At 55.0% G+C, this 16,989-nt stretch carries 19 protein-coding genes; 14 read left to right on the top strand and 5 right to left on the bottom strand.

Annotated features, from left to right (window positions below):
* Positions 1 to 425 precede the first annotated feature (425 nt).
* Positions 426 to 2,210 (bottom strand): T9SS type A sorting domain-containing protein, encoded by a 1,785-nt coding sequence (locus JSS75_14355; protein MBS1904884.1) that lies wholly within the window; start codon positions 2,208 to 2,210, stop codon positions 426 to 428.
* 213 nt (positions 2,211 to 2,423) lie between these two features.
* On the opposite strand from JSS75_14355, the gene acs reads away from it, so the two are divergent.
* From acs to JSS75_14370, 3 genes are all read left to right on the top strand, one after another.
* A complete protein-coding gene (gene acs, locus JSS75_14360) occupies positions 2,424 to 4,415 on the top strand; it encodes an acetate--CoA ligase (protein MBS1904885.1) in 1,992 nt (663 codons plus the stop codon).
* A gap of 244 nt (positions 4,416 to 4,659) precedes the next feature.
* The gene (locus JSS75_14365; protein ID MBS1904886.1) at positions 4,660 to 5,136 is read left to right on the top strand and encodes a DinB family protein; all 477 of its coding nucleotides are present in this window, start codon (positions 4,660 to 4,662) and stop codon (positions 5,134 to 5,136) included.
* A complete protein-coding gene (locus JSS75_14370; protein MBS1904887.1) occupies positions 5,133 to 5,876 on the top strand; it encodes a LysE family transporter in 744 nt (247 codons plus the stop codon). Before JSS75_14365 ends, JSS75_14370 begins: the two co-directional genes overlap by 4 nt.
* Position 5,877: 1 nt before the next feature.
* On the opposite strand, the gene JSS75_14375 is transcribed toward JSS75_14370, so the two are convergent.
* The gene (locus JSS75_14375) at positions 5,878 to 6,363 is read right to left on the bottom strand and encodes an LptE family protein (GenBank protein ID MBS1904888.1); all 486 of its coding nucleotides are present in this window, start codon (positions 6,361 to 6,363) and stop codon (positions 5,878 to 5,880) included.
* A complete protein-coding gene (locus JSS75_14380) occupies positions 6,360 to 7,529 on the bottom strand; it encodes a sigma-54-dependent Fis family transcriptional regulator (protein ID MBS1904889.1) in 1,170 nt (389 codons plus the stop codon). Before JSS75_14380 ends, JSS75_14375 begins: the two co-directional genes overlap by 4 nt.
* 80 nt (positions 7,530 to 7,609) lie before the next feature.
* Here JSS75_14380 and JSS75_14385 point away from each other — a divergent pair, with 80 nt between their 5' ends.
* The 10 genes from JSS75_14385 (at position 7,610) to JSS75_14430 (ending at position 15,034) form a co-directional block, all read left to right on the top strand.
* Positions 7,610 to 9,613, top strand: a complete 2,004-nt coding sequence (locus JSS75_14385) for a M1 family metallopeptidase (protein MBS1904890.1) — start codon at positions 7,610 to 7,612, stop codon at positions 9,611 to 9,613.
* A 30-nt stretch (positions 9,614 to 9,643) separates the two neighbouring features.
* Positions 9,644 to 9,934 carry a hypothetical protein gene (locus tag JSS75_14390; GenBank protein MBS1904891.1) on the top strand — a complete coding sequence of 97 codons (291 nt, stop codon included), beginning with the start codon at positions 9,644 to 9,646 and terminating at the stop codon, positions 9,932 to 9,934.
* A gap of 12 nt (positions 9,935 to 9,946) precedes the next feature.
* Positions 9,947 to 10,225 carry a hypothetical protein gene (locus JSS75_14395; protein ID MBS1904892.1) on the top strand — a complete coding sequence of 93 codons (279 nt, stop codon included), beginning with the start codon at positions 9,947 to 9,949 and terminating at the stop codon, positions 10,223 to 10,225.
* A gap of 16 nt (positions 10,226 to 10,241) precedes the next feature.
* On the top strand, positions 10,242 to 11,009 hold the full coding sequence (locus JSS75_14400; GenBank protein MBS1904893.1) for an MBL fold metallo-hydrolase: 768 nt from the start codon (positions 10,242 to 10,244) through the stop codon (positions 11,007 to 11,009).
* A gap of 238 nt (positions 11,010 to 11,247) precedes the next feature.
* A complete protein-coding gene (locus tag JSS75_14405) occupies positions 11,248 to 12,024 on the top strand; it encodes a hypothetical protein (GenBank protein ID MBS1904894.1) in 777 nt (258 codons plus the stop codon).
* 138 nt (positions 12,025 to 12,162) lie between these two features.
* A complete protein-coding gene (locus JSS75_14410) occupies positions 12,163 to 12,567 on the top strand; it encodes a GNAT family N-acetyltransferase (protein ID MBS1904895.1) in 405 nt (134 codons plus the stop codon).
* Positions 12,568 to 12,618: 51 nt separating this feature from the next.
* Positions 12,619 to 13,287: an HAD-IA family hydrolase gene (locus JSS75_14415; GenBank protein ID MBS1904896.1), complete on the top strand. Its 669-nt coding sequence runs from the start codon at positions 12,619 to 12,621 to the stop codon at positions 13,285 to 13,287.
* Positions 13,284 to 13,859 (top strand): pentapeptide repeat-containing protein, encoded by a 576-nt coding sequence (locus tag JSS75_14420; protein MBS1904897.1) that lies wholly within the window; start codon positions 13,284 to 13,286, stop codon positions 13,857 to 13,859. The genes JSS75_14415 and JSS75_14420 overlap by 4 nt, the downstream gene beginning before the upstream one ends.
* Before the next feature lie 142 nt (positions 13,860 to 14,001).
* On the top strand, positions 14,002 to 14,388 hold the full coding sequence (gene acpS, locus JSS75_14425; protein MBS1904898.1) for a holo-ACP synthase: 387 nt from the start codon (positions 14,002 to 14,004) through the stop codon (positions 14,386 to 14,388).
* Between the two features lie 196 nt (positions 14,389 to 14,584).
* Positions 14,585 to 15,034 (top strand): MerR family transcriptional regulator, encoded by a 450-nt coding sequence (locus JSS75_14430; protein MBS1904899.1) that lies wholly within the window; start codon positions 14,585 to 14,587, stop codon positions 15,032 to 15,034.
* Between the two features lie 121 nt (positions 15,035 to 15,155).
* On the opposite strand, the gene JSS75_14435 is transcribed toward JSS75_14430, so the two are convergent.
* Positions 15,156 to 15,440: a hypothetical protein gene (locus tag JSS75_14435; protein ID MBS1904900.1), complete on the bottom strand. Its 285-nt coding sequence runs from the start codon at positions 15,438 to 15,440 to the stop codon at positions 15,156 to 15,158.
* 169 nt (positions 15,441 to 15,609) lie between these two features.
* Between JSS75_14435 and JSS75_14440 the strand changes: the two genes are divergently transcribed.
* A complete protein-coding gene (locus tag JSS75_14440) occupies positions 15,610 to 16,323 on the top strand; it encodes a VOC family protein (protein ID MBS1904901.1) in 714 nt (237 codons plus the stop codon).
* A 52-nt stretch (positions 16,324 to 16,375) separates the two neighbouring features.
* Here the strand turns inward: JSS75_14440 and JSS75_14445 are convergent, their stop codons facing one another.
* Positions 16,376 to 16,933 carry a dCTP deaminase gene (locus JSS75_14445; protein MBS1904902.1) on the bottom strand — a complete coding sequence of 186 codons (558 nt, stop codon included), beginning with the start codon at positions 16,931 to 16,933 and terminating at the stop codon, positions 16,376 to 16,378.
* Positions 16,934 to 16,989 lie beyond the last annotated feature (56 nt).

A 16,989-nucleotide genomic window follows, 5' to 3' on the forward strand; every position in this document is an offset into this window, starting at 1 on the left:
TAACTGTTATTAAGTTATAGGTTGAATGATATTGTAATTTCATTAAACTCAGTAAATTACTGGGCGCAACTCTTGATATTTATTCATAATCAATCACAATGACTTAAGCCTTTTACACTTTGAATCGCGCAAAATAAAGGACTTAGTCGCGCACTTTTACACAAATAAGAGAGCCCCTCCTTTACAAGGAGGGGGTGGGGTGGTTCTTTCGCACACCACTCAATCAATCATTGGCATTATCCGAACGTAGAGACGCGCGCATGCGCGTCTCCTCCTTCATCCGGTCACTGCGTGGGGATGGTCTCTGCTGTCGGGCCCCTCTGTGCGACTCTGTGTGCCCTCTGTGTACCTCTGTGGTTAAAGAATCTGTCTAACCACAGAGGTACACAGAGGTATGCACAGAGGTTCACAGAGGAAATCGAGGCTTACCGCTCGATCACCAGACTCCCGCCACAGGCACGCTCGCCGCTACGGACTCGTAGGTAATACACCCCATTCGCAAGCCCGCCCAGATCGAGCCGGATCATCGCATCGCCATTCGGAATATTCTGCTGTTCCTGCCAGACAACCTCGCCGAGCGTGTTGACCACCTCAATCTCGCTCGCTCCGCCGCGAGATTGGTGCATCGTGAGCACGACGCTGCCCGCCATCGCCGGGTTTGGGCTAATCAGCAGCGACTCCTCGTCGGATCCCTGCCCCTGTGCTACTCCGTACAACGGATTCAGATGCACTGGGATCTTCGACGAGCCGTGCAATAGTGCGAGTCCTGTCCAACTTGGCCACAACGAATCACCAGCCAGTGTTTGATAACTATATATCACATCCCCAAAACGGTCGCCATCTGCATCTACAGGAACCACATCCGCATCTGCGTACCCGTCGCCGCGTTGGTGTATGATATCGATCTTGTCGTCGAGTGCTTTACCAAGAACATAATACAGTTCGTATTCGCCAACCACCGTCTGAGTAAATGCCACAAATTTCACTACCGGATTTCTCGTGCCGGTCATATCCCCACAGAATCCTATGCCGCCAAACGTCATGGAAGAACTAAATCCGCCATAGTGGTATGGAGGATATAATCGAAAGAAGGCGCTGTCAAAAAACAATCGCTTCGTTCCGAACTCAGGCCCGCCTTTATAGAACTCATACGCATCCTTGCGATCATCCGGAGCTCCGCTGCGAAGGATTAGATCGACAGAATGATCCCAGTCTTCTTTCGGTAGAACTCGCATCGCATACTGAGCATCAAAGCGCGAAGTACTCATCTGCGGATTCTCCCACCGAGTCATCAGGGTATCGTAGTACACACTCTTGGCAAATGCCGCCAGCGAGAACGGTGCGGTATTGGGGTAGAATAACCAATTACCATACATATCACCTGCGATCAGGCTTTGCCGGCCAGAATTGCGGAAGTCACCCGTCACAACCACGTCACGACGATCCGAATAGGAAGAACTGTCGATCGGGTCGATTCGCAATGCAATCCCACAATCGTATGAGGAATCATTGATCAAATATGGTGACTGACTCGCCGCGGAATACAACCCATCACCACGAAAGAGTTCGATAACATTCCTTCCGCTATCTCGCTGCATCTGAAGAGGCTGCCATTTAGTGAGTCCGAAGAGAAGAATATCGTCCAGCGAATCACTCACCAATTTTGCAATGTAGGGTCGACCTAAGACAAACCCGAAAAAAAATCCTCCCCCCGTCTCGGTTGTTCCTTCATTCCCATTTACCGAAGACCGGAGATAGGTATAGCGGCTGGAGTCATAATTCCCATCTTCGTCGGCCCAGTAAATTCTCAACTGATACGATTGTACCACCAAAGCATCCAGCAATTTAGGTGAGTGAAAGTGGCCAAAGTAGGTGGGCAAGTTAGTAAGACTAATGTTCCATCGTTTTGTAACTTGCAAGTGGTGGAGATCGACAAGTGGGCCAGAGCTAAGAACGGTATTTGTCAACCGACTTCCCGGTACGCCTCCGCAGATCACACGTTGGTCACCTGTCTGAGGATTCGGCCCAAGGTCGATAAGATTGTATCCAAAGAACGAGGAATCCGTATGCTCGTCGTAGATGGTATCGATCCCGTTGCCGATCGTCGGATAGTAACAGTTAGGGTCGAGCGCACCCTGGGCCATAGCGGAGCGGCCCGACAAGGCGAGGGCTACCAAGAGGATGCACAGCGAGCTGACCGAGATACGCATGATGCGATACACTATCGTACTGAGTAGACACCCGAACGCCGCGAACGATATGAGGGTGCCGAAGATGTGACCTTGGGTAGGGTAGGGTAGGGTTGTGCCAGGGGTATGTCAATTGCACTTCGTAGTTATGATGATCATCCCCAACCGACCTGTTTCCAACGCAGCCACATTTCGTCGCGGTATTTTTGTCCCATAAGCAGGATACAGCAAATTATGAGCGACACCACCAAACAAACCCACATCGAATCGCAACTGAGCGAGAAGCGGACGTTTAAGCCGTCGAAGGCATTTAGCGACGAGGCGCGCATCGGCTCGCTCGCGGCGTACGAGCGGATGTATAAAGCGTCGGTCAAAGACCCCGAAGCGTTTTTCGCGAAGCAGGCCGAGGAGTTGCATTGGCATAAGCCGTGGCGCAAGACGCTCGAGTGGAAAGCCCCGTTCGCGAAGTGGTTCGTCGGCGGGAAGATCAACGCAAGCTATAATTGTCTCGATCGTCATCTCGACTCGTGGAAGCGCAACAAAGCTGCCATCATCTTCGAAGGTGAGTATGGCGACGAGCGCACGCTGACGTATCAGCAACTACATCGCGAGGTCTGCAAAGCGGCGAACATGCTGCTCTCACTCGGTATTAAGTCGGGCGACCGTGTCGCGATCTATATGGGCATGACGCCCGAGCTTGTCATTGCCGTGCAGGCGTGTGCGCGCATCGGCGCGACGCATTCGGTGATCTTCGGCGGCTTTTCGTCGGAGGCGATCCGCGACCGCGTCAACGACGCCGAAGCGAAAGCGATCATCACCGCCGACGGCACCTTTCGTCGCGGTGCGGTCATCGAGCTCAAGAACAAAGTGGACGAGGCGCTGCACGCAAGCGACTCGAAAGGCGCGACCGGGTGTCCGTGTGTCGAGCATGTCATCGTCTTGAAGCGCACGGGTACGGACGTGAACATGACCCCGGGCCGCGACCATTGGTGGAGCGACCTGATGAAGGATGCAAGCGGCGAGCACGAAGCGAAAGGATTTGACAGCGAGCATCCGCTCTATATCTTATATACCAGCGGCACCACGGGTAAACCGAAGGGCATCGTGCATTCGACAGGCGGCTATATGCTCGGCGCATACATGACGACGAAGTACATCTTCGACGTGAAGGACGACGATATCTTCTGGTGCACCGCCGACGTGGGTTGGGTGACGGGACACAGTTACGTCATTTACGGTCCGCTCTCGAACGGCGCGACGATCGTGATGTACGAAGGCGCGCCGAACTTCCCGGCGTTCGATCGTTTCTGGGATATCATCGAGCGCCGGAAGGTCTCGATATTCTATACGGCGCCGACGGCGATCCGCGCATTCATACGCGCAGGTGACGAGCATCCGAAACGGCACGACCTGTCGTCGCTGCGTTTGCTCGGGACGGTCGGCGAGCCGATCAATCCGGAGGCGTGGATGTGGTATCACAAGGTCATCGGCGGCGGCAAGTGCCCGATCGTCGATACGTGGTGGCAGACGGAGACGGGCGCGATCATGATCTCGCCGATCCCGGGAGCCATCGCCACCAAGCCCGGCAGCGCAACGCGGCCGTTCTTCGGCATCGAGCCGCAGGTTGTGAGTAAAGAAGGCAAGCCCGTCGGAAAGAACGAGGGCGGGTATCTCATCGTCAAACGTCCGTGGCCGTGGATGCTGCGCGGCATCTATAAAGATCCCGAGCGTTTTCAGAAGCAGTACTTCTCGGAGTACCCAGGTATCTACTTCACGGGCGACGGCGCTCGACAAGATAAAGACGGATACTTTTGGATCATGGGTCGCGTCGATGATGTGATCAACGTCGCAGGTCATCGCATCGGGACGATGGAAGTCGAGAGTGCTCTCGTCGGCTTCAAGACCGTTGCGGAAGCGGCGGTCGTTGGTCGTCCGGACGAGATCAAAGGCTCGGCGCTTGTTGCGTTCGTGACGCTCAAGGGCGGTATCGTTGGTACCGATGAGATGAAGGAAGAGCTGCAAAGGCATGTCTCGCACGAGATCGGCTCCTTCGCGAAGCCCGATGATATCCACTTCACCGACGCGTTGCCGAAGACGCGCTCGGGCAAGATCATGCGCCGACTCCTCCGCGAGCTCGCCGCCACAGGCAGCGTGAAAGGGGACACCACAACGCTTGAGGACTTCGGAGTGTTAGAGAAGTTGCGGGTGGCGGAGGAAGAGGAATAGAAATGTTGGTGGCCGAACAGGTGTCATTGCGAGCCGCCGCCAGAGCGAACTCTCGTCAACCACAAATATTTTGGGACGCGCGAAGCAATCTAAGAACTTCCGCGCTCCTGAAGCTTTTTAGATTGCCACGGACTGCGCGGGAAGATTGTTGTGTAGTCAAGCGTAGAGCGGCGCAGTCCTCGCAATGACACTGCCGAGGCACTCGCAGACTAGGTATCACCCGTCATACACAAGTCGATACATCATGCTACATCCCGAAAAACTCTCCCTGCTGAAACGTACGCACAACGCGGTGCAGGAATTTGCGCAGTCGATCCCCGAGAACCTCCGGACTGTCAAGCCCGATGCAGTTGCATTCAGCGCAAACGAGATTATCCATCACTTGCGTGACGTCGAGAAGCTTTGGCACGAACGCTTCGAAGAGATGCGTAAGAAGAAGGACGTAATCTTCGAGCCCATGGACCCAGACCGCACCGCACACGACGGGCAGTATAATACAAAGCACATGCACGATGCGCTGCAGCAGTGGGGCGAACTGCGCGAACGAACGCTCGATGTCGTCGAGTCGATGGAGGATGAAGAACTCGACATCGAAGCCGAGCATCCGCGCTATGGCAAGATGGATGTGCGCCGCATTCTCGACGTCATGGCCAATCACGACATGCAGCATCTCGAACAATTGAAGCGCACGGTCGATACCGTTTCGAACAAGAAGAAATGATCCTTGCGCTCATCGTCGGGTTCGTCACTGGGTGGGCTATCTCAATGCCGATCGGCCCGGTCAATGCGACGGCCATCTCCAAGACGCTGCAGTATGGCTTCCGTTACGGCTTGTTCGTCGGCATTGGTGCGGCGATCATGGACCTCATCTATTGTGCCGGTGCCGCGCAGATCCACCAATTCCTTTCGCATTCACCCATCATCAATCTTTGCTTTCAGCTCGTCGGTTTCGTGCTGCTCGTCTGGCTCGGCATTCGCACGCTTCGCACGAAGAACGACACGAAGCCGCTGGTGAGCGATGCTCAGATACACCATAAAGAAGAAGTCGCCGAGCATCGGTTGCAGCAGCTACATGTGAAGGAATCGAGCCTTATCGGTTCGTTGCTTATCGGTATCGTGCTCTATGCATCGAACGTGGCGGGTGTGCCGGAATGGATATTCATCTCCGGTTTCTGGCGCGAGCGGGGGATTCTCGGCGAAGGGTTCGACTACAATGTGGTCTTCGCCAGCGGTGCGGCGCTCGGCACGGCGGGGTGGTTCACGACGCTCGTGCGGTTCTTCTCAAAGCGTCGGCAGGGGTTCAAACCCAAGACGATCCAACTGATCAACCGCATCTCAGCGTATGCGATGCTTGCCTTCGGTGTGTACTTCGGGTATCAGATCCTCTTCGGCACCGATTGGGCGCGCGTGAATACGAGGATGAAAGAAGGTATGCGCGACACTGTCGGCGAGGTCCGCTAACTTACCAGTTCGAGATCACCCCGAGCAACAGGTCATCCGAGAGCTTATCCTCGGCTTGCTTAATCGCATTGTTGAGCGCGTCGAGTCCGCCGGAGATGGGGTAGTCGGCCGATTGCGAGAAGCCGCGCTGCCAGATGGTCTTCTGTTTCTTTTGATCTTGATAAATGGCATCGACCGAGATCGTTACGCGCTTGTTCGTGAGCTGGTCGCCGGCGCGAACAGCAACAGCCTGGTCGGTGATCGTGGTAACGGTCACTTCGAGCAGCGCATCGGCGACAGCGCGGTCGCGCACTTGCAGCGAACCGTCGCGCGTGAACTTCGTGACGAGCTGGTTCGTGAGGTCCTGACGGATCTGCGATTGACCGTAGCCGGAGTTGTCCTGCACGAGCGGAATGCCGATGGTATGCAGATGCGCAGGGATGCTGCTTCCGGTGAAACTGTAGCACCCGGCGAAGGCCAACGCGATGATGACAAAGAGTGCTTTCATTGTCCGTCTCCCATCTCTTTGATCTTCCGATAGAGTGTTCGTTCGCTGATGCCAAGCGCCGCAGCGGCTTTCGCGCGGTCGCCGCCGAAGCGAGCGAGTGCATCGGTAATGAGCCGCCGTTCGTGCGTCTCGATGTTCAGGTCGTCTGCAGAACTTGTCGACGCAGGCAGCGCGATCACGGATTGCGGCGATGCGACCGTCGCACCGAAGAGGTGTGACTTAATATCCGCAAGATCCGCACGAAGCTCAAGCAGTGCGCGATACACAAGCGCCAGTTCACTTGCGGGCTGCGTTTCTCGTGCGGATGCGACGAGCGGTAACTGCGAACCGATGGGTGCACCTTCGATATTCCACTCGTATTGCTCTTGGATGGCGATTACGGCATCGACATCGTCGCCCGTGATCGCGCCGCGCTCCTTCGTCGCACCGGGTGCGAAGGCCATGACGGCGAGTTGTTCGAGTGTGTTGCGCAACTCGCGGATGTTGCCGCGCCATTCGGCGTTCGTCAGGCGCTCGATGGCGTCGCTCGTGATGTGTGGTTTGTGTGGCAGCGAATGTCTTGTCGTCATGTCCGCGAGCATGCGGTCGGCGAGCATCGGGATATCTTCGCGACGGTTGCGAAGCGGTGGCAGGCGAAGCATCACGGCTCGCAGGCGGTAGTAGAGATCTGCGCGGAAGCGTCCGGCCCGTACTTCGAGTTCAAGATCGCGATTCGTAGCGGCAACCACTCGTGCATCGGTCGTGCGCTCGTTGCTCGAACCGACGCGGGTAAACTTGCCCGTCTCGAGCACGCGCAGGAGTTTCACCTGTGCGGCGAGCGGCATTTCGCCGATCTCGTCGAGGAAGATCGTCCCACCTCGGGCGGCCTCGAAGAAACCCTTGCGTTCGGCCGAGGCTCCGGTGAAGGCGCCTTTCTCGTGGCCGAAAAGCTCGCTTTCGATCAGTCCTTCGGGGATGGCGCCGCAGTTGACGGTGACGAACGCACCATCGGAGCGCTGGCTCCAGTCATGGATCAGGCGGGCAAAGACCTCTTTCCCGGTGCCGGATTCGCCGGTCAGGAGCACGGTGATCTGCGTCGGGGCAACAGCCCGGACGACACCGACAAGCTCGCGCATTTCATCGCTCGAAGCGACGATCCCACGCGGCAGCTCTGACAAGGAGTGCATACTCACAGCCACCGTAGAACTTCTTTTTGGAGGAATTGGGTTCAACTTCTGACATTTTGTCAGTTCCTACGGAGATGGGTATGAAGTTGTTGCAAAAGATAATTGTGCTCGTTGTGATCCTCGCGACTGTCCCGGTCCGTGCACAGGACAAAGGCTACGATGTGACGCAGTATGACGCAACACTTACGATTGAGCGTGCGCGTAACTTTCTGGCAGGTCACGTAACGATGAAGGCCGTGGCAACGACCGATAGTCTCAGCGCCATCCTCCAGCATTTGAAGGGGCTGACGATCGATAGCATCTTCGTCGGTTCGCTAAAGGCCGGCCTCACGCAGAGGGATTCAACGGATGGTTCTTACTTCGTAACGGGCTTCACACCGATTGCACTACACAGTGCATTCGAACTAACAACCTATTATCACGGTAATCCCGGAAACGAAGGCGGCACGAATCCATGGGGTGGCGTCACAAATGACGGCAAGATGATGTTCGCAATGGGCGTTGGCTTCAGCGCACCGTTCGTATCGACAACACGATTCTGGCTTCCATGCTACGATGAGCCTGACGACAAGGCGGACACCGTTACGCTTCGGTTCACGGTTCCCGATTCCGATGTTGTGGCTTCGAACGGTGTCATCGAGTCCCACCTGGATGCGATTGCGCGTACCCGAATCTCGGTATGTCGAGTGACGCATCCCATCGCGAGCTACTTACTAACGTTTGCCGTCGGACCGTTTTCGTTGGTTGTTGACAAGGGACCGTCGTCTCTCCCGATCATCGGGTATTGCTATTCTTCTGATTCCCTTAGGCTTCGCACTCTGTTCGACCGTCGCATCGTCCGGACGATCGCACTCTACGACTCGCTCTTCGGTCCGTATCCGTTCGAGAAGGTCGGCTATGTCGTCGCGCCGATCGGTTCGATGGAGCATCAGACGATGATCACGCTCATCAATCAGGCGATCGATACTAACTCGACAACGCCACAGCACGAACTGGCGCACATGTGGTGGGGCGATTGGGTGACGTGCAAAGATTTCAACGACCCATGGCTTAACGAAGGGTTCGCGACCTTTTGCGAATCGCTCGTGCTCGAACATGATGTCAGTACGGCGCGCTACTGGCAGAAGCAGAAGGCGAACATCACGGGTGCTTTGACTTCCCGAGGCGCGTCGATCGCAATGTACGGTGCACCATTTCACACCACACCACGAGACAACTACCCGTACGAGGTGATATACCAAAAAGGAGCGGCGGTACTCGGGATGCTCCGCTACATGCTTGGCGATTCGATCTTCTTCCCCGCATTGCGTGCATACGGCAATGCTCATCGCTATGGTAATGCAACGAGCTACGACCTGCAACACGATCTCGAACAATTCACCGGGCAGGATTTGCATTGGTTTTTCAAGCAGTGGGTCTTCGGGACGTGGTATCCACAGATCAAAGTGAGCTATAGCCGTGCCGGTGCGTCCTACACGCTCAATTTGCAGCAAGTACAAGATCCGGCGAAGTACCAATACTTTCGTGTGCCGTTCGTCGTCGAAGCGCGAACGAAGGGTGGGCTCACTGACCGTACGGTCGTTTGGATGGATTCGGTCGCATTTACGACCGTGAACGTGTTCTGCGCCTTCGCGCCGGACACGATCGTCGTAGATCCCGACGGTGCGGTCATCAAAAAGATTACGAGCGTGACGACACTCGATGTTCCGCCGACGCAGCCGGTGTCGATGGATATCCGTTATTCGGTTCAGTTCATGCCGAACCCTTCGAAGAGCACGACGCCGAAGCTCGTCGTGAGTGCATTGCCATTTGTTCATACTGACTTGTTCGACGAAACGACGTACCAGCTTCAGCGTCTGAACGAATTGACCGGTGAATCGGCCGAGTTGTTGCTCTTCGACTCGAACGGCCACAAGGTGGTCGGCGGGCCTCTTTCGCGGCCCGAATCGGTCTCTCGTCGTGGCAATGACGTTTCCTACGTGTTCGGACTGCCGTTTGCACCACTTTCGAGTGGGACATATTTCGCCAAGGTCGTGTTAAATAATACCGTCGTCGGCGAAGCCCAGCTCGTCGTGACGAAATAGGCTGGTATATTTGTAGAAATTCTGGAGATCATGTCGCTTCACATTTCGAAACCGGAAGATAACGAACTTGCCGAGAAGGCGTATGCTTCGGTGAAGGCGGTCCCGACCGTCGAACCGAACGACCGTAACCGCTTGGGCTATCACGTGTGGCTCTACCTGCGCGGCGAACTGCCGACGCTCGAAGAGGCTGTGCGTGTTGCGCGTTCGCGCTTTTCGCCGAAGACACTCCCGATCGAGGATGTAGTCGCTCATATTCAGGAGCAACTCGACCTGCTCTCGAAAGGATTGGTCTCGATTGACACCGAAGGAAAGCTTGCCTAACCCTGCCCACCGATGACCGGCGAAGAATTACTGGATGAATTGAAAGCACTGGCCTCCGAGATGGGGCTGAAAGTCCGCAGCGAAACCGGAAATTTCGAAGGTGGGTACTGCCTGCTTCGCGAGCAGCGAATGCTCGTGATCAATCGTCGCACGAGCGTCCCGCGCAAGATCCGAACCCTGGCCCTCGGTTTACACGAGTTCGGGCTTGACAGCGTATATGTTGCGCCTGCGCTTCGCGAAGCGATCGAAGACGAGGTCAGCAAATCGTTTGCCGAAAAGCGCGCCGCATAAGCGGTACCTCTGATCCATGCGTATAACCCTGCTCGGCACCGGAACGTCTACTGGCGTCCCGATGATCGGGTGTCAGTGCCGTATCTGTACGTCGAGCGATCCGCGCGACAAACGATTGCGCGTGAGCGCACTGATCGAAACCCCGGAGACCACGATCCTCATCGACACGACACCGGACTTCCGCCAACAGATGCTCAACCGCGGCATCCGCAAACTCGATGCGATCCTCTATACACACCGCCACTTCGATCACATCGCCGGTTTCGACGATCTTCGTGCATTCCAATTTCTGCGCCTTGGCGTGCCGATGTGCTATGCCAATCAGGATACCTACGATGGTATTCGCCAGACCTTTCCCTATGCGTTCGACCTTGTAAAGAATACAGGCGGCGGCGGGGTGCCGCAGGTGCCGTTTACGGTGATCGAACAAACGCCATTCGCCGTTGGCGATCTGCTCATCGAACCCGTCCGCATCGATCACGGCATGATGGATATTCTCGGTTTTCGCATCGGGGGCTTTGCATATCTGACCGATTGCAAGCGTATCCCAGTGGATTCAAAAGAGAAGCTGAAGAGCCTGGATGTGATGGTGCTCGATGGATTGCGTCACACGCCCCACCCGACGCATCTGGCTATCGACGAATCGATTGCGTACGCAAAAGAGCTCAGGCCGAAGATGACCTACCTCACGCACATGAACCACGATGTGCTGCACGCCGAAACCGAGTCACGGTTGCCGCCGAACATTCGGCTTGCCTACGATGGTTTGGCGATCGAGTTATAGCAGCATCGCCATCATGATATCGCTGAGGTACTCGGCGTCCTGGTAGAGAGACTTTCTGCGGGTACCCTTCATCGACAAAGCCCACTGCTTCAGAGAGATTGAGTCCTATGTGTCAACCTGTCGGATGATGACGTTCATCTGTTCATTACAAATTATTCAGCGAAAGATCGTGGGATATCAATGTTCTCTGACACCGCAATTTCCCCCAAAAGTTACGACCCGTAACAACTCTACTGCTATGAAGACCAACTCGATATTTCGTTGCCTTTCGCTGCTCGCATTTGTCGGTGCAATCCTCTCTGGTTGTGGCTCACCCAATCAGGCAAGTTGGTACACCACCCAGCCACTGACGATCAACGGACAAGATGACGATTGGGACGGCCGGCTTGAGTATCACGAGAAAGAGAAGATCGGAGTGGGGATAGCGAATGATGGGGACAATCTCTATATCGTGTTGAAAACGATTGATCGTCCGACAATGCTCAAACTTGTACGAACCGGCACCACCATCTGGTTCGATTCGACCGGTGGTACAAAAAAAATCTTCGGGATTCGTTTTCCGCTGGGTGTCGAAGATATAGGCATAACACGTGGCAGGCGTCCCGATATTAGCGCGATGGAGGATGACGGCGCCGAAATACAAAGCATCCGTGAGCGTTTTCGTGAAACTCTGAGAGAGGTCGAGGTGATCGGTCCGAATCCTCTCGATCGTAAGAGGCTGCCGGTTGTCTCATCGTTTAACACGAACGGTATCAAAGTAGGACTGAGCGATTCGTTGGGGACGCTTGTCTATGAACTTGTCGTGCCCTTGCACCCATCCGCTTCTGCGCCGCTTGCGATCGGTACCGCCGTAGGAAAAGAGATCGGCGTCGGGATCGAGACGACAGATATGCGAGAGCAAATGCGACAGCGACGACCGGAGAACGACGGGGGCGAAATGCCTCGTGGTGGCGGGATGGGCGGTGGAATGGGTGGTGGTATTGGCGGGATGGGTGGAGGCATGCGAGGCGCTTGAGGTCGCGGCGGGTTCAGCCAACAAAATCAAGAGTCGATGGAACCGCTCAAGCTGTGGCTTGATGTGAAGTTGGCTAACCGGTAGCTGCATACCGGTCTTTGCCGGAAGAAATCCGAGTGCAGAAGTGTTCTTCCCTCTATGCAGTCAACGATCCATTACAGTTTGAACGATCATCCGACCGTCGACGAGGTCATTGAGTTGTACGATGATTCCGGTCTGCGGCGTCCGACATACGATCGGGGAAGGATCGCCGAGATGCTGCGGCACGCCAACCTCACCGTGAGTGCACGCCTCGACGGCAAGCTGGTTGGGCTTGCGCGGTCGCTCACCGACTTTTCCTACTGTTGTTATCTATCCGATCTGGCTGTCTCCAAAGCGTTGCAGCATCAGGGCATTGGCACGGAGCTCGTCCGATTGACGAAGCGCGAGATCGGCGATCGTGCGATGCTTCTGCTGTTGTCGGCTCCCGATGCAATGGAGTATTACCCAAAGATCGGGATGGAGCGTGTGGAGAACGGATTTATCATCAAGCGGACCATCTAGAGAGTGCGAAAGCACGGACGCCTCGTATCTTTGTGAGACATACCTAACTTCATGATCAAAGCAATCGTATTCGATCTCGACAACACGCTCGTTGACTTCATGACGATGAAGCGACGCGCCATCGATGCGGCCATCGACGCCATGCTCGATGCCGGTCTGGATTTGCAGCGCGAAGAGGTCGCTTCCCGCATCGATGCCATCTACAAAGAGCGCGGTATCGAGTACCAGAATATTTTCGACGACCTGCTGTTCAGCTTGCTCAATAAAGTCGATCATCGCATTCTTGCTTCGGGCATCGTAGCCTACCGCCGTGCGCGTGAGGCAGCGCTTAAACCTTATCCGCATGTGACGGCGACGCTCATGGAGCTCATTCGGCGTGGGACGAAGCTTGCCGTCTTGAGCGATGCGCCCAGCCGCGAAGCATGGCTGCGTCTGTGCTTTATCGGCTTTCATCATATCTTTACGACGGCCGTGACCTTCGACGATACCGGCGAGCGCAAACCGTCGGAAAAACCATTTCGAAAAGTGTTGGAGTTACTCGAGGTGAAGCCGGAGGAGGCGCTCATGGTCGGTGATTGGCCCGAACGCGATATCGTCGGCGCCAAGAAGGTCGGGATGAAGACTGCCTTCGCACGCTACGGCGACACGTTCGGTACGACGACGCACGATGCGGATTTCGAGCTTAACGATATTTCCGAACTTTTGAAGATCGTCGTGTGAGAGCAACAGAATACATAGAGGAGAAGACATTTGAGGCGAATGATTTGCCGGATGGCAAACTCGGGCTTGCCAATTACGAGCGATGCGAATTTCGTGGGATCGATTTTTCCGACAAGCATCTCGGCGGTCGGGTGTTCAGCGAATGCACGTTCCGCTCGTGCAATCTGAGCAACGCCGTGGTGGCGAATGCAAGCTTCCGCGAAACGGCGTTCATCGACTCGAAGCTGACCGGCGTTGATTTCAGATCGTGCAATGAGATGCTCCTATCGTTCTCGTTTAGCGGCTGCATTCTTGATTATGCAGTCTTCTCCGGCCTGACACTCAAGCAGACGATCTTTCGCAAGTGCTCGATGATCCGTACTTTGTTCGAGGATACGGACCTCAGCGGTTCTACGTTCGACGAATGCGAGATCGCAAGCGCCGTGTTTATCGGTACGAACCTGCAGAAGGCAGACCTCTCGACCTGCAACGAGATTACGCTCGACCCCGAGCGCAACAAGATAAAGAAAGCGAAGTTCTCACTCGCCGGAGCGTTGGGGCTCCTTGGCAAATACGATATTATCATCGAATGAAACAGTACGTCATTCTGAGCGAAGCGAAGAATCCCTTCGGGTACAAATGCACCGTTGAACTGCACCCGAAGAGATTCTTCACCTTGCAATGGTTCGTTCAACATGACAGACAATCCATGAACGCGCAGCAGAGACTGGATTCATGATCTTCGGCATCGGCATCGATACCATCGAAGTGCGTCGCATTCAAGAAGCGATCGAACACTATGGCGCACAATTTACCGACCGCATCTACAGCGAGGTCGAGTTTGCCTACTGTATGAGCCGCGCGAAGAAGTACGAGCATTTTGCGGCGCGCTTTGCAGCGAAGGAAGCATTTGCAAAAGCGTTGGGGACCGGAGTGCGCCGTGGGTTTCGGTGGAAAGAGGTTTCGGTGCGAAACCAGATGTCCGGTCGCCCGCAGATCGAGCTGACCGGCTACATGACCGACCGGGCGAAGAATGTGATCGGCTCGCACTTTCGGGTGCACACGTCACTGACACACACTGCCGAGATCGCCGAGGCGATCGTGACGATCGAGTTGCTATAGATCGTCGAGCGTAGATCTGAATACCAAGCGTCGTATCTCACTGAGTATCGCCGAGGAATGCGGAATCTTCCATCCGCTTCTGTCATTTGTAGCTGTAGAAGAGATGCGTTGAACCAAACCCCCTCAGACGACTGTGCAAGGTGAATTCTTCGATGTTGGCGACCCGAAGCCGGGTGACGAACTACCCGAACCGGTAATGGCGGCCGAACGGACACGCCGCGGACTCAAGGATTTCACGATCCCGAAGCTCTATCACTCGATCTCCGAGGTGAGCGCGATGACCGGGATCGAGCAGTATGTATTGCGCTATTGGGAAACTGAGTTCGAGGAGTTGCGTCCGCATAAGAATCGCGCCGGCAACCGCATCTACGCAGAGAAGGATATCAAGCTCATCTTCCGCATCAAAGAGCTGCTGCGCAACGAGCGCTATACGATCGAAGGAGCAAAACAAGTACTCAAGGAAGAGCGTGAAGAAGAGCGCCGCATGGCGACAGTCCCGCCGCCGAAGCGTATAGAAGTGGACGAAGCCCAGCTTGCCATCATCCCGCCTCCGCCGCCGAAAGAGCTGGCCATCAAACGCGAATCGCTCACGGACCTGCGTAAAGAACTGGTCGAACTCCGAGAGTTATTGGCAAAGCAGTCGTAAAACCATTTAGACCGCCACGATTCGGGGCGATTGAATCAGCAAACGAGGTGTATAGCACTGCGTCGGACTCACAGTCCGATCCAGTCCTCTTCGAGCGTAGAACCTGAAATAGAGTCGCCGTTTAGCGCGAGCGGACGGGCTCGATCTTGACGACTTTGATCTCTTTCTTGAGCTTGTCGATGACCTCGCTGCGCTTGAGGCCGACTTTCGCCTGGAAGAGCGTCACTTTATACAGTGGGCGAATGCTCGTGTTCGTCATGTGCGAATGGAGATGATCGGAATGCTTCCAGCCGGTGTCGCGGAGCATTTCCTGAATCGACGAAACCTGAAGGCGCGAAAGGGGGGTCGCAATCTTAATAGACGGTTCCTCAGAGCCGGGGGTTAGCTCTTTTTCCTTCGGTACCATTCTCATTATTCTGTGTCTCCTTCTCTGTTTTGTGACGCAAGGCAATGAGCGTCCTTGCAAATTCCGGTTTTCAACAGTGTCCGGCGTCCGAAAAGTGCCGTATTTTCGTCCGGTGAAAATGCTCCGACTATGCCGGGTGGTGGCTAACCTATTATTTTTCAGTTGTTTAATGACTGAGGCTCTATTTGCCCAGCCAGCAGGATCCGTCGGCATCCTGCCAAAGAAGATCACAATCCTCACCGGCAACCTCGACTCTCTTGTTCGCTCATACACTAAAAAGGGATTTTCTGTACAGATCGGTAAACGTGAACCATCGGGTATCTTTAGCGATAATATATACTTAGAGAGTGGGTTCGAGATCGAACTCGCTGCTGCATCCCCAGCGAATCCGGGTGGCTGGCAACGAGCGGCGGTTGCTCGGTACGGGGCGCATATGTCCGCGCTTACGTTCGAGGTAAATGATCCGGACTCTCTGTATAAGCTATTGCGTAATAATGGGATAGCATGCAGGATACTCGGCAGGTCTTCTGCCGACACGAATGCTGCGGTCATGAGCTTTGCGCTGGACTCTTGTCACCCTCTCGATATCGTCTTTGAGCCAACTCACCGTCTCTCTCGTCGTGACGAGGCAACGAGGCATAAAAACGGTGTCTACCGGCTTGATTGGATTCTACTGTCATGTGGGGAGCGGATGAAACAGGTCATGGAGCGGATTCTCACGCTTACAGAGGCAAACAAGGCGCATCAGGGATGCTGCGATTACTGGCACATGGGCAGTGGCAACGACTTCACACTCACGCGGTTCGAGCCGATTCCGCTAAAGGTCGGCAACGACCCGTACTGGTTCTCGGTCGAAGTAGATAATTTCTATTGGGCGTATTGATTGTTCACATGTCTTGAAGTACTGGGGGTACTACCCTGAGGTCGGGTTGTAGTTATTTCCAGGTACCCTTCTCTTTGTCGAAGTTCTTGAACATCATCGATTCTACAGGCTTGACGGTGCGAGCGTTGTACTTGGCGCTCGACTTCGAATCGTATGGATTGATACACTCGCCCTGCACGACGAAATAGATCAACTGGCCGATCGGCATGCCGGCATAGATACGTACCGGCTGTTTCACCGAAATTTCAAGCGTCCAGGTATTGCAGAACCCGACGTCGCCTTTTCCGGCAGTCGCATGAATATCAATGCCAAGACGGCCGACGCTCGACTTGCCTTCGAGAAACGGGACATGCGCGTGCGTCTCGGTGTACTCTTCAGTTACTCCGAGATAGAGCGTGTCCGGCCGCAACACGTACCCCTCGGGTGGGATGGTAAAGTGTTCGATCTCGTTATGCTCGCGAGCATCAAGGACCGCCGTTTTGTACGTTGCGAGTGCTGCACCGAGATGGACGTCATAGCTGTTCGAACCGAGGTTATCACGGTTGTAGGGCTGTATCACAATGGTGCCGCGTTCGATCTCGCGGAGAATTTCGGCGTCAGTCAGAATCATAGATGTGGCTGCAAAAATACTTCGATTTAAACACACCAACAGCGAAACGAACGTAT

The organism is Bacteroidota bacterium, from assembly GCA_018266755.1.
GTDB lineage: Bacteria > Bacteroidota > Ignavibacteria > Palsa-1295 > Palsa-1295 > JAFDZW01.

Bases quoted from the DNA above. Each gene is read 5' to 3' on its own strand.
- acs (MBS1904885.1), top strand. From the start codon at position 2,424: ATGAGCGACACCACCAAACAAACCCACATCGAATCGCAACTGAGCGAG.
- JSS75_14385 (MBS1904890.1), top strand. From the start codon at position 7,610: ATGAAGTTGTTGCAAAAGATAATTGTGCTCGTTGTGATCCTCGCGACT.
- JSS75_14365 (MBS1904886.1), top strand. From the start codon at position 4,660: ATGCTACATCCCGAAAAACTCTCCCTGCTGAAACGTACGCACAACGCG.
- JSS75_14415 (MBS1904896.1), top strand. From the start codon at position 12,619: ATGATCAAAGCAATCGTATTCGATCTCGACAACACGCTCGTTGACTTC.
- JSS75_14430 (MBS1904899.1), top strand. From the start codon at position 14,585: ATGGCGGCCGAACGGACACGCCGCGGACTCAAGGATTTCACGATCCCG.
- JSS75_14435 (MBS1904900.1), bottom strand. From the start codon at position 15,440: ATGGTACCGAAGGAAAAAGAGCTAACCCCCGGCTCTGAGGAACCGTCT.
- JSS75_14390 (MBS1904891.1), top strand. From the start codon at position 9,644: ATGTCGCTTCACATTTCGAAACCGGAAGATAACGAACTTGCCGAGAAG.
- JSS75_14405 (MBS1904894.1), top strand. From the start codon at position 11,248: ATGAAGACCAACTCGATATTTCGTTGCCTTTCGCTGCTCGCATTTGTC.
- JSS75_14445 (MBS1904902.1), bottom strand. From the start codon at position 16,933: ATGATTCTGACTGACGCCGAAATTCTCCGCGAGATCGAACGCGGCACC.
- JSS75_14355 (MBS1904884.1), bottom strand. From the start codon at position 2,210: ATGCGTATCTCGGTCAGCTCGCTGTGCATCCTCTTGGTAGCCCTCGCC.
- JSS75_14395 (MBS1904892.1), top strand. From the start codon at position 9,947: ATGACCGGCGAAGAATTACTGGATGAATTGAAAGCACTGGCCTCCGAG.
- JSS75_14370 (MBS1904887.1), top strand. From the start codon at position 5,133: ATGATCCTTGCGCTCATCGTCGGGTTCGTCACTGGGTGGGCTATCTCA.
- JSS75_14380 (MBS1904889.1), bottom strand. From the start codon at position 7,529: ATGCACTCCTTGTCAGAGCTGCCGCGTGGGATCGTCGCTTCGAGCGAT.
- acpS (MBS1904898.1), top strand. From the start codon at position 14,002: ATGATCTTCGGCATCGGCATCGATACCATCGAAGTGCGTCGCATTCAA.
- JSS75_14440 (MBS1904901.1), top strand. From the start codon at position 15,610: ATGACTGAGGCTCTATTTGCCCAGCCAGCAGGATCCGTCGGCATCCTG.
- JSS75_14400 (MBS1904893.1), top strand. From the start codon at position 10,242: ATGCGTATAACCCTGCTCGGCACCGGAACGTCTACTGGCGTCCCGATG.
- JSS75_14410 (MBS1904895.1), top strand. From the start codon at position 12,163: ATGCAGTCAACGATCCATTACAGTTTGAACGATCATCCGACCGTCGAC.
- JSS75_14375 (MBS1904888.1), bottom strand. From the start codon at position 6,363: ATGAAAGCACTCTTTGTCATCATCGCGTTGGCCTTCGCCGGGTGCTAC.